The sequence below is a fragment of the Sphingobacterium mizutaii genome, from assembly GCF_900187125.1.
Lineage (GTDB): Bacteria > Bacteroidota > Bacteroidia > Sphingobacteriales > Sphingobacteriaceae > Sphingobacterium > Sphingobacterium mizutaii.
This window is the reverse complement of sequence record NZ_LT906468.1, coordinates 4293058-4305095: the sequence shown is the minus strand read 5'-3', so window position 1 is coordinate 4305095 and position 12038 is coordinate 4293058. Positions and strand designations below refer to the sequence as shown.

The 12038-nt window shown below is 42.1% G+C and carries 8 protein-coding genes and 1 pseudogene; 5 read left to right on the top strand and 4 right to left on the bottom strand.

What is annotated here, in order from left to right:
- Window positions 1-18: 18 nt before the first annotated feature.
- Both CKW03_RS18640 and CKW03_RS18635 read right to left on the bottom strand, forming a co-directional pair.
- Complete coding sequence (locus CKW03_RS18640) at window positions 19-1053, bottom strand: DUF6807 domain-containing protein (protein ID WP_093099419.1); 1035 nt, start codon at window positions 1051-1053, stop codon at window positions 19-21.
- Window positions 1054-1062: 9 nt separating this feature from the next.
- Window positions 1063-2415: a Gfo/Idh/MocA family protein gene (locus tag CKW03_RS18635; RefSeq protein ID WP_093099417.1), complete on the bottom strand. Its 1353-nt coding sequence runs from the start codon at window positions 2413-2415 to the stop codon at window positions 1063-1065.
- 194 nt (window positions 2416-2609) lie between these two features.
- Here CKW03_RS18635 and CKW03_RS18630 point away from each other — a divergent pair, with 194 nt between their 5' ends.
- Window positions 2610-4547 carry a gamma-glutamyltransferase family protein gene (locus CKW03_RS18630; RefSeq protein WP_236736535.1) on the top strand — a complete coding sequence of 646 codons (1938 nt, stop codon included), beginning with the start codon at window positions 2610-2612 and terminating at the stop codon, window positions 4545-4547.
- Window positions 4548-4639: 92 nt separating this feature from the next.
- The gene (locus CKW03_RS18625) at window positions 4640-6472 is read left to right on the top strand and encodes a Xaa-Pro dipeptidyl-peptidase (RefSeq protein ID WP_093099416.1); all 1833 of its coding nucleotides are present in this window, start codon (window positions 4640-4642) and stop codon (window positions 6470-6472) included.
- Between the two features lie 17 nt (window positions 6473-6489).
- On the opposite strand, the gene CKW03_RS20550 is transcribed toward CKW03_RS18625, so the two are convergent.
- Entirely contained in the window at window positions 6490-6753 is a 264-nt protein-coding gene (locus CKW03_RS20550) for a hypothetical protein (protein WP_139185493.1), read from the bottom strand.
- 566 nt (window positions 6754-7319) lie between these two features.
- Window positions 7320-8120, bottom strand: a pseudogene (locus tag CKW03_RS20960) (TOTE conflict system archaeo-eukaryotic primase domain-containing protein).
- Window positions 8121-8462: 342 nt separating this feature from the next.
- Here CKW03_RS20960 and CKW03_RS18600 point away from each other — a divergent pair.
- The 3 genes from CKW03_RS18600 to CKW03_RS18590 all read left to right on the top strand — a co-directional run bounded on the left by CKW03_RS18600 (window position 8463) and on the right by CKW03_RS18590 (window position 11092).
- Window positions 8463-8927 carry a DUF6088 family protein gene (locus tag CKW03_RS18600; protein WP_093099403.1) on the top strand — a complete coding sequence of 155 codons (465 nt, stop codon included), beginning with the start codon at window positions 8463-8465 and terminating at the stop codon, window positions 8925-8927.
- A gap of 901 nt (window positions 8928-9828) precedes the next feature.
- Complete coding sequence (locus tag CKW03_RS20955) at window positions 9829-10248, top strand: lysozyme (protein WP_197700956.1); 420 nt, start codon at window positions 9829-9831, stop codon at window positions 10246-10248.
- Window positions 10217-11092, top strand: coding sequence for a hypothetical protein (locus tag CKW03_RS18590; RefSeq protein ID WP_139185492.1), 876 nt, complete (start codon window positions 10217-10219; stop codon window positions 11090-11092). Before CKW03_RS20955 ends, CKW03_RS18590 begins: the two co-directional genes overlap by 32 nt.
- Window positions 11093-12038 lie beyond the last annotated feature (946 nt).

Genomic DNA, 12038 nt, shown 5'->3' with positions numbered 1-12038 from the left:
GGACCCTCTTCCTAATCCTTATTTCTTGCTGAATTCCTGAAAGGCGGCATTAGCCTCGGCATCACTCAATTCTGCACCAGAGCTGATGATGACCTTGTATCTAAAAGTAACGGACTCACCTGCCTTCAATTTGAAGTTCAAGGTCTCCTTGCCCTTGCTGAACTCTTTCTGTCCCAGTGGATTGGCAGCAAAAAGACCATAACCCCTAGCATGCCAATAAGTTGGATAGCCAACATTTTTGGGATTATCTAAGATCAATAGTGATACCGGTTCATTTCCAATCTTCCCTATCAGATTGACCCATTTTCCTCGCGTTCCCCAAACTTCGTCACCTTCTATCCCTTCGCTGCTGCGATATTTCCCAGTAACTTTATCATTGTCCAATTTGGAGACAGTTGTTGGATTCCCGTTTGCATCAGTAAAGATCTCCGGTTTATCGGACGGGTGTTCTAGCTCTCGTGCAATCCGGATCCCAATCAGGCCCTCCTTATTATCTGAAAAAGAAACGTCCTCATCCAAAGCCGTCAATTTAGTAGTCATTTCAATCGATCTTTTCTGACCTTCTTCGGAAAAGACATATTGGGTGTTTTCCTTTAGCAGGCTTTTTCCATCAGGGCTTTGCCAATCTTTCAGCACGGCCAATTCCGCATTCTTGTTGCTGGCTTTTATTTTCTCAACAGCTACATGTTTGATCGTTCCAAAATCCTTTTTCCTTTCCGGAGGTATGGCGGTTGAATTGTTCCAGAAATCCAATCCATTGACATTTCCATAATTAAACCACATACCGACATGGTGCGGATGGTCCACGCGTTCCTCAGGCCTTGGGTCCAGTGGCCAGCCACGGGTCACCAAAGTGCCCTTTGTCGTCCGAAGGGGATAAAGCACGGGCTTCATCAACACGCCGGGATAGATATAGGAGGTGAATGGTTTTCCATCAACAGCAATGTCGATCCGCTTTTCCGCTCTGTTTTCCACAATGGAATATTTAGTCTGTGCATGTGCCTGGAACAGCGAAAGTGCCAATAGCAGCACAGGGAATGTTTTAATAAGCATAATCCTTCATTAACTGGTTAGCACTTCTTGTTTGGCATCGTCAAAGGTCACCCGTTTTCCGGTCTCCATGGCTGTCCTTGCCATAATATTAGCGATAGAATGGTTGTAACCGGCTTCTACCGATGCATTTGGCGTCTTCCTGTTACGGACACAGTCCATCCAATTGCGCATATGCAATGAGGTCATCGGGTCGCCACCCGTATTGGCCGAAGTTTCCGTTTTTGCCGCATTATCAAGCGTAAATGGAGTCAATAAATTTGCTTTCACCCCCATTTCAGCGGCAGATCGTTCGTTCAATCCTCCTTCCGCACTTACCTGATTGGTATCCAGGTTCAGCATGCCTGCATTGGAATAGTAAAGCTCCTTGATCCCTCCAGCAGAATTGGTGAAGCGGGAGGAGTACAGCACTTGAAACCCCTTGCTCTTATCATTCTCGGGACCATAGTCCATCACTGCCGTTACGGTATCGGGATTCTCTCTGCCATCCTTCCAGGTATAGATGCCTCCATTGGCAACCACACTTCTCGGATGGTTTAATCCCGAAAACCAGTGCACCGTATCGATCTGATGCGCCATCCATTGCCCCCAGATCCCCGATGAATAGGGCCAGAACAACCTAAACTCCAGGTATTTCCTCGGATCCCAGGCTACTTTAGGCCGGTCCATTAAAAAGCGATCCCAGTCCGTATCCTCTTGACGGATTTCCTTGACCAATTTCGGTAATCGCCAACGTCCGGGCTGATTCACATTCCAGGTCATCTCCACCATGATGATATCCCCAAATTTCCCAGACTTGATGTACTCATCCGCAGCAATATAGTTCGGGGCACTTCTGCGCTGTGAACCAACTTGTAATATCTTGCCTGTTTCCTTTACAGCTTTCAACAGTATCTTGGCATCTTCCAAGGTTTCAGCCATTGGCTTTTCGACATACACGTCCTTGCCATTGCGGACAGCTTCAGCAGCCATCAGAGCATGTTGGAAATCTGCTGTACTGATGATTACGGCATCAATTCCTTTATCTGCATAGAGTTCATCGTTGTTGCGGTATTTCTTGATGGTATTATCCGATTTCTGCTTGATATAGGCCTCAGCCTCGTCTCGCCTTCGGTTCCAAATATCCGATACCGCAACAAATTCAAAGTTGAGTTCCTTAGCATGGTTTAGGAAGGAGGGCACAAGGGAATCCTTGAAACGGTTTGAAAACCCTACAATGCCTACCTGAACCCGATCGTTCGCGCCTATGATCCGGCCATAGCTCTTGGCATCGATGCCCATTGCCGTTAGACCTATCACACCAGCGCCGATGCTAGCTTTTTTAATGAATTCCCTTCTTGAATAATCTGAATTAGGCTTTTCCATAATGGTTAAGTTTTATGTTCGTGAATGAAGCTGTTCGTAAGTTTAGGTTTGTTAAGTGCAGTTGCTTAATAAATAGTAAATTACGATTTTGAATTTTAATTGTTGGAAAAACAATTGTAAAAAATCAAATAGCTATTTAACCTTTTAATAAAGCTCCAAAATCGGTAACTTGTTCCAATAAAAATTTCCTAATTATGAAATTCAAGCTTTTTTCGGCATACAGAGTATGGCTCCCAACCGTCTTACTTTGTTCTATAGGTATTTCCGCCTTTTCTCAAAGGACCCAAAAACCTCCACTCCATGGAAAACATTGGATGGCGATCACCGGAAAACCTTTGGCCGCCACTGCCGGAGCACAGCTTTTCCAGCAAGGGGGCAATGCAGTCGATGCAGCCTGCGCCATGTTGGCCGCGACCTGTACCATGTGGGATGTCCTGAGCTGGGGCGGGGAGACACAGGCCCTGATATATCACCCAAAACTTAAAAAAGTAATTGCCATCAATGCTCTCGGGGTAGCACCGACAGGGGCAACCGTTTCCTTTTTTAAGGGTAAAGGATACGATTTTCCGCCTGAATACGGCCCTCTTGCAGCATTGACCCCAGGTACACCGGGGGGGCTTTGCCACATGCTGGCAGAATATGGGACCAAAAGCCTGGCAGAGGTCCTAGCTCCAGCCATGGAAATGGCAAAAGGCTATCCTATTGATGCGCAGACTGCCAATAGTATTGAACGCGGAAAGGATAGGATCAAGCAATGGCCGTACAGTAAAAAGGTTTTCCTGGTCCATGAAGGTGGGGAAAGAGAGGCTCCAGAAGCTGGAGAGATCTTTGTCCAGGCCGATCTGTTGAATACCCTGACCAAGATGGTTGAAGCCGAGAAAGCAGCCCTAAGAGCAGGAAAAGGCAGAAAAGCAGCGATCATGGCAGCCAATGATAGATTCTATAAAGGGGATATCGCCGATGAGTTTGTACGCGGAAGCAAAGAACAAGGCGGTCTGATCACAAAAGAAGATTTGGCCAAGTGGAAACCCATCGAAGAGGAACCTTTGAAGATCAACTACAAGGGTATCGATGTTTACAAATTGCGGGAATGGACCCAAGGGCCATCCATGCTCCAGGCTTTGCAGATCTTGAAGAATTATGACCTTCCTAATATGGGATACAATTCTGTGGATTATATCCATACCGTTTACCAAGCCATGAACTTAGCTTTTGCAGATCGCGACTTTTATTATGGGGACCCTTATTTCAGCCGAAATATTCCAATCAAAGGCCTGTTGAGTGAAGAATATGGAAAACAGAGAGCTGGAGAGATCGATCCCAAAAGAAACAACCCTGCAACTGCTCCGGGTGATCCCTATGTTTTTGAGGGAAAGAAAAATCCATTTTTGGCATTGCTGAAAGAGCGTCAGGAAAGATTTACACCGACTGAAAAAAATAAGGGTGAGTTTGTTCCTAAGCATGATGTAACTTCTTCATCAAACCATGAACAGTCAACTAACCCCTTGGACGAAGAATATATGGACCGTTTATGGCGTGGAACAACCACCGTTGAAGCGGCCGATGCCGACGGCTGGGTCGTTTCCATTACCCCCAGTGGTGGATGGCTACCGGCCACAATCGCCGGAAATACCGGCGTCGGAATGAGCCAAAGGCTACAGAGCTTCGTGTTGGACTCCTTGATCAACCCTTTCAATGTGGTGGAGCCGGGTAAACGGCCTAGGGTTACCCTTACGCCTTCCATGGCCCTGAAAGATGGCAAACCCTATCTTTCCTTTGCGGTACAAGGCGGAGATACCCAAGACCAGAATCTCCTTCAGTATTTCCTGAATATGGTTGAATTCAACATGACTGCCCAGCAAGCCAGCGAAGCCGCCAATATCAACAGTAACCAATTATGGCTTTCCCTAGGAGGAACCAAGATGGATGACCGGAAACCTCGTGCGGGTAGTTTGTTGCTGGATCGAAAGACCGATCCCAAAACTATTGAAGCATTAAAGACAATGGGTTACTCCATTCAATTAGGCGACCGAACCAGTGGTCCGATCAATGCCATCTTCTTCGACGAAAAGCACGGTAGCCTATGGGGAGGAAGCAGCAACAATGGCGAAGACTATGGAATTGGCTGGTAGTTACAGATTAACTGAGAAAATGTTTAATATTGTAGGATGATCGAGGGATCGGTGTTTTTTGCCGACGATCTAGTCACAAAATTATTATTCCAATGATAAATAAATTATTCGCTTCCGTACTTCTTTTTACGTGTTTTGTGGCCTCTTCATCTGTTCTCCTTGCGCAGACGTTGCCCCTTATCAAAGAAGGCGAAGCTCAGATTGTAGAAGGTTTCAATACACCGGATAAATGGATCCGTGAGGACCTTTGGGTGGAAACCGAATTTGATACCGACGGTGACGGAAAACCGGACAGGATGCATGTCGATGTCACTCGGCCATACCAAACAGAAACCGAAAACCTTAAGCTCCCTGTTATCTACGAAACCAGTCCATACTATGCCGGTACAGCACAGATGGTCGATGGGATCATGTGGAATGTGGAGCATGAGCTAGGAGAGAAGGCCCCCACGGCAAGGGTTCACCCAGAGGTAAAGAGAACAGGTGAAAGACCTATTATTTCCAATAGCCTTATTCGTGAATGGGTAAAACGTGGTTTCATCGTGGTGCATTCTTCATCTCCAGGAACTGGTTTATCTGATGGTTCTCCAACAATTGGCGGCCCCAATGAGTCCCTTGCCCCGAAAGCTGTCATCGAATGGCTGTCTGGAAAGGACAACGGCTATACCAGCCGCGATGGAAACGAGAAGGTGAGGGCCTATTGGTCAACCGGAAAGGTAGGCATGACCGGAACTTCCTTTAACGGTACGCTACCTTTAGCTGCTGCAACCACAGGTGTGGAAGGCCTAAAAGCCATTATTCCCGTTGCACCTAATACTTCTTACTACCATTATTATCGTTCTAACGGACTGGTTCGCAGTCCCGGAGGCTATTTGGGTGAAGATATCGATGTATTATACGATTTTGTCCATAGTGGTGAGGAAGCAAAACGAGCTTATGGCAATAAAGTAATCCGAGATACAGAGATGGCCAACGGATTGGACCGTGAATCTGGTGATTATAATGATTTCTGGAAAGGACGCGATTATCTGAACCAAATGTCGGGAATGAAAGCAGCTCTTTTGATGTCCCATGGATTCAATGATTGGAACGTAATGCCTGAGCATAGCTATAGGATCTATAAAGCAGCTAAGGAATTGGGAATCCCGGCTCAGATCTATTACCATCAAGATGGACACGGTGGTCCTCCACCCATGAAAATGATGAACCGTTGGTTTACCCGCTATTTATATGGTGATCAAAATGGAGTTGAAAAAGACCCTAAGGCTTGGATCGTACGTGAAAATGACAGACAGTTCAACCCTACCGCCTATGCCGATTATCCTAACCCGGCAGCCTCCAATGTGAAACTTTATCTAGCTGCAGGTGCTCCTAAACATGGTTCTTTATCGACCAAGCAAAACTCTGGAAAAGTTAAGGAGACTTTGGTTGATGATGTATCCTTTACTGGTGATTCCTTGGCACAATTAGAAACATCTAAGAATAGATTGCTTTATCTGAGTCCAAAACTGACCAAAGATCTCCATATTTCGGGATTGTCCCGGATCAATATCCGCTTGGCAAGCAGTAAACCGGCAGCAAACCTATCGGTTTGGTTGGTGGCATTGCCCTGGGAAAAGGGAAAGGGAGTGAAGATCACGGATAACATCATTACCCGGGGTTGGGCTGACCCGCAAAACTATGAGTCATTGACCAAAAGCAGTCCGCTGAAACCAGGCAAGTTCTATGACCTGGCTTTCGACCTGCAGCCCGATGACCAGATCATTCCTGCCGGACAACAGATCGGGCTGATGATATTCTCCTCTGATCAGGAGTTTACCCTATGGCCAGAAGCCGGAACAGAACTAACACTTGATCTCAATGGAACCAGTTTGACCCTGCCAGTGGTTGGCGGAGCTCAGGCATTTGAGGCAGCTTTAAATTAAATCAATACCCAGAAATATCACTCAAGATCTTCTTCTGTAGTCGATAGTTTTGGTCGAATGGACAGCTTTACACTGCTCTTGCCATCAGCATTATTGGTCTTCTGATATTGGATACCAGCCATGGAAAGATATTTTTGATGATCCAGATCGTCCAAATTCTGTATATAAGAGAAGATCTCATCAAGATTCTGACCTGCGATGCTCTCGCAGGTCATTTTTATTTCAGCTTCCGTAGCCCCTCTATCTTTTTCCTTATAGAAGTTGTAGTAGAGGGCCCTCATCACATCATTGAGCGACCTCTCGTTCTTACTGGAATTGCGGATAGCTCACAGATTTTCGTCCACGATACTTCAAGGAATAATCTTATATTGGATGACGTGGCCAGGGAACTAAATCAAGGTAAAAAGGCAGCCGGCCCAACCGGACCAACGTCTATGGCTTAGCGAAGGACAGGAAAGTGTAACGATCGTAGGGGTTCTCCCCAATGATATAACTGTTTTCCCAGTCGCTGGTGGTCCTACGATCACCCCGAAATCTTTTTTTCCTACTTCAGATACGGCATTGGCCTGATGCCTTCTCAGTGCGGCATTAAAGGAATGGGATTAGAGCATGTTTACTTCGGTTATCAAAAAGTTCATGCGCTACCTGTGCATCTCTACAGAATCGTAAGAGCTTTCCAATAAACCCTCTTGGGATGAGTATTTCATTTTCAGTTTCTTCGATTAATTTAAAAAATCTAGGTGTTTCGTAAGTACCCCTTCCTGACTTTTTCTTAATCATAAAGGCTGAGTTGGCAAAGTTAAGGTGCTCTTTCAAATAATTAATTAATACTAATGGAATTGCATGACTACTTAGATTTTATCGTATTGCTCAGTATGATCTTAAGTTTTTCGTCAATATTCGAAATGTTGCTTTCTGCAATCGTCCATCTCTCATTATATAGTTCGTCCAATAAATCCAAACTCATTTTTCTTGCCCTTTTCAGATATCCAATCTGATCAGCAATTGGATCCATTGTTTTAGGATCTACAAATGGGCTGTTCCCCTTCTGTACAGCAGGTAAAAATAAAGGCAGGGCAATGAGATTTCCCAACCCTTTACCAGTAAGGTACTCCTGGTTTGGAAACAATCGGTCAAAGCTGGAGCTTTTATCAAATGGCGAGAATGCTCCACATCATTCTAAGATCTCCATGAATATCTTAGGGCTTTTAGATGCTGGGTACGGTTCCTCAAAGAAAATTCAAACATGCGCACCATTTCCCGAACGGGATCGTTCAAGGTAATCAGGTACATTTTTGGATCTGCATCCCTCCAGAAATTTCAATGCCTGCCGCTGCCAATCAGATTTATCGAAATCAGCCACTAAAAACCAGGAGGTATTGTCTTGCAACAACGGGTAAATTCCATTCTGTTGAAGGCCCTGAAGGTGTTTGGAAATTTCTATTTCTGATAAATGCAGAAAACTTTTGTGGTTGTAGTTACTATAAGTACCTCCATTTGCTTTGTGCAGTCGGTAATGATAGGGGTCGTAGCTATAGTCCGGCATATAGCCGCTTTTATTTCCCTTTTCCCACCGTACTGCAAATACATCTCGTCGTCCGTTGAAAATGTTGAGTAGAGATGTTTTGTCATCATTATCGAATTCCACTTATTTTCTTCTTTTGTAGCAAGATAATTAATTGGGAGTTAAAAGATTAAAATTTTTATATCATTGGAGTTTGCCAAAATAGCTCCATATCGAAATCTAGCTTAAAGGTTTCAATAACCTTTGTCTATTAGAATTTATTACATACAGATTTGGGATTCCAAGTTAAAGTTCTTCTGAGAAATACTTTTAATCTTTTCTACTTGAGGAATAACTGGATTTATATTTTATTTCAAATCACTTCTATAAACTATATAATTCATGCACGGGTAAAAATATTTATTTTGTCCAGTTTTTTTAATAAATAACTGGACTTTTATTTTTTTTGAATAAAATTAAAATGTTTTGAAAGTAACTGATATAGTGTTAAATAAAGTTGGCAGACTTCCTGTTGATTATGTTTTTACCTATAAGGATTTTAATGTGCCGGGGAGCAATAAGGAATCCGTTATCAAAGCATTGAATATACTTTTGTCTAAAGGAAAGATTAATAAGATATCAAAAGGGAGATTTTATAAACCTGAGAAGTCTTTTTTTGGAGAATTACTCCCGGCACAGACGCAGGTAGTAAAGGATCTGTTAGAGGAAAACGGTAAGATCGTAGGCTATTTAACCGGGCTCAGTGTTTTTAATACCTTTGGGTTAACCACGCAGGTCAGTAATATCATCCAGATAGGAAAAAATAACGTTAGACCAAGCTTTAAAAGGGAGCGTCATTCCATTGGTTTTATAAAACAGCTGAACTTAATCAACAGGGAGAACATACCTTATTTACAGATATTGGACTGTATTAAATTTCTCAAGTTATAGAACAGACTACAAAGCACGCTATGCGGCCGTTCTACGATACAGGCACATTGATTTACCACAAGGGTCTGTACAATAACAGTTACACAGATTTTCAAATGGAATTGGTAATAAAAGAACTATGATGAACAGAGAGAAAGTAGCGGTAAAATGTAACACTTGGTATGAGTGGGATGCTGTAGAATTTTAAATAATTCCGACTGCAGGATTAAGGTGTTAATGAAGGATGATGCTTTCATTATAACTGGATCTGATTATAGTGGAAGAAGGTTAATAGATAAGCCTAATGCAAATGAATACCAAGTAATCGATTTTAAAGACTATATAAAATCAGTTAAAGCGGGATATATTCATAATTCCTTGAGGGTTTAAATTGCAGAAAAGCCCAATAGGCACTAAACCATTGGGCTAAAAATCGAGTAACGAAATGTGTGGTGTCGTATACGAAATAAAGGTAGGAAATAAAATCCACAGACCCCTATTTCGGTAGGGGCATAAAAAAGGCCCAGCGATATGGATAACTGGGCCACCTGATATGTAAACCCTTTGAGAGGTCTGCATGTTGCGATGGGCAAGATAGGCAATAAAAACAAGAAACCCAACGGCCACTACTCCATTGGGTTCCAAAAACTACTCATTTACCTTTTAACTTTTATCCAAAGTTAATTGGAATATTGTTAAAAAAAAGCCCAGTCTTGTGAAACTGGGCCAGAAAATGAAAAACCTTCTAATTGGGATTGAAGGGTTTAATGAAGATACACATTAAAAACAAAAAACCCAACAGCGGGAGGGTTGCCATTGGGTCATGAATATATAATAGAATTAATGTTCTTAAAGATAGTGAATAAATACAAAAAAGCCCAACAGCGCATATACCGTTGGGCAATTAATTGAGAATGGAAGTGTGTGTGTTGGTATAAATATAATAAAGAAACATGTAAACAGGAGAAAAAGGATTGGCATTAATCAAGAGCTTGAGGGATTCTACCCAAAGCCATATAGGGACCCGATAGGGATTCCTACCATTGGTTATGGCTTCACGTACTATCTGCCCGATTGGCGCAAGGTAACGATGCAGGACAGGCCATTGGCGGAGTACCAGGCCACATGCATGCTACAGGAAATATTGAAGGGATATGAGAACGATGTTCTTCGGCTGGTAAAGGTACCATTAACACAGAACCAGTTCGATGCCTTGGTGAGCTTAACCTTCAATCTGGGGGCTACAAACCTTGGTAAGTCTACACTGTTGCGAAAGCTCAATGTAAACCCAAACGATCATTCCATCCGTGATGAGTTCGCAAAATGGAACAAGGCCGGGTGAAAGGTATTTGCAGGATTGGTTAGAAGGAGAAAATCAGAAGCGGATTTATATTTCAGTAAGTAAGGGGATGATACCAAAAGTTGATGAAGGAACAGCTAAGGCAGCGAATAAATGTCCATTGGTATTTATAGTGTTTGTCCTGTCTTCAATCCTATCCATAGCGATTGACAGAATTTTCTTTAAAGAGGATAGCAGGAACGATGACTGCCAGGAACAGGTGCAGTATTTAAGGGAGAGGGTTGAAAAACTAGAAATTCAAGTGGATGACTTTACAAAAACCATCTTGTTTAAAAATGCTCAAATTGAAAATCGCGACTTGGCTTTGGATTCTTTGAAAAGAGAGGTAGTGAATGAAAAAGAATGTAGGAATTATTTTTTATACGGGATAATAGTTATCCTTCTCATAATGATTTTTTGGTTTCCGAACAGTGGTAAAACTAAAGTTGAACTACCTCAAGAAGCTAAAGAGGCCGTCAATGCAGAGGTGACAAAGATCACCAAGAAGATAGATGAAAACGGAATGGAACACGCTATTATTAGTGATAAGGAAAATGTTATACAATCGTTCTATGAATTAGATGACAGCACAAAGATAAGGCTTGGCACTGTTACCAAACTTTTGGGCATAGAGCGAAAACAGTTCAAGGAATGGAGGCATTACAATACTTCAATTTCTGCAAAGGATTTGCCGGCATTCAAAACAGATACGGGATTCTACTATAAAGACAAATACGCGCACATCGAATTTATCAAAGGAAAGGAAAGCTTAAGCAAAGAGAAATTTAACTTCTCATACAATGCAGAAATCAACTATCAGAATATTACAAAAAGGATTGGTTTTTAGGGCGCAAGAATCATTATATTGATTTTTGGATAGCTGACACAAGGGCAACTGTAAACGGTGTCAAAAGGGTTAAAATACAGCCTAAGCAGGATAATGTTAAAGTTGATGTCAATGCATCTGGATTCTATACCGATAGATTGAATTTAGGTGTAGATGGGGGCGTGACCATTGGGCGTACTCGTTTGGGTGGTAACTATTATTATGACATGGTAGATAGACAATGGAAGCCGTTGGTAAGTGTTAAACTTAGATTGTTGGAGTTTTAAAAGAAAATAATTATGTTTATATAAACTAATTATTAAATATTTATGGAAAATCCAATTGATTTAAAAGAAGCTTTATATGGTAAAAATATGGCTACTTTCTTAAACCATTTTGAAGAATCGGCTAATGATTTTCAAAAAAAAGCACCAACATTGGTTTGATGAAAATTCTAAAGATGGTGAAGTAGACAATGTGCATAAGCACTATCTCTTGCAATGGACTAATTATTGTATTGGATTCGGCTTTTTAAAATCATCCAATATGCCAGATGAAATGCAAAAAGAATTGCATGAAATTTTTACCAAAATGACCAATAAGGAAAATAAATGATAAACATAGCCACTCTAACCAGTGGCTTTTTTATTGAAAAGAAATCCCCAATCTAAACATAAGATCGGGGATATTGAGATGAAATTTTATGGAAAAACTAATTAGCAGCCCGTTAAAACATCCCCTGACACATGGTGTCAGGGGATGTTTTAAATATATATCGATAGGTGAATCTCCTTTCAAATTTAATAAGGGTAGGATTTCAGGTCAAGTGTTTTAAGAATTTTTAACAGTTTCATAAAAGAGATTCAACCTGTCATAGCTTGGGCATTTCTCAATTTCCTTTTACCAGTTGTCACAGTCCCTGTACCGTTTTGCCAGGAACCTCTCGGCATAGCACACTACCATGTGC

Bases quoted from the DNA above. Each gene is read 5' to 3' on its own strand.
- CKW03_RS18640 (WP_093099419.1), bottom strand. From the start codon at position 1,053: ATGCTTATTAAAACATTCCCTGTGCTGCTATTGGCACTTTCGCTGTTC.
- CKW03_RS18635 (WP_093099417.1), bottom strand. From the start codon at position 2,415: ATGGAAAAGCCTAATTCAGATTATTCAAGAAGGGAATTCATTAAAAAA.
- CKW03_RS20550 (WP_139185493.1), bottom strand. From the start codon at position 6,753: ATGAGGGCCCTCTACTACAACTTCTATAAGGAAAAAGATAGAGGGGCT.
- CKW03_RS18590 (WP_139185492.1), top strand. From the start codon at position 10,217: ATGAGTTCGCAAAATGGAACAAGGCCGGGTGAAAGGTATTTGCAGGAT.
- CKW03_RS18630 (WP_236736535.1), top strand. From the start codon at position 2,610: ATGAAATTCAAGCTTTTTTCGGCATACAGAGTATGGCTCCCAACCGTC.
- CKW03_RS18625 (WP_093099416.1), top strand. From the start codon at position 4,640: ATGATAAATAAATTATTCGCTTCCGTACTTCTTTTTACGTGTTTTGTG.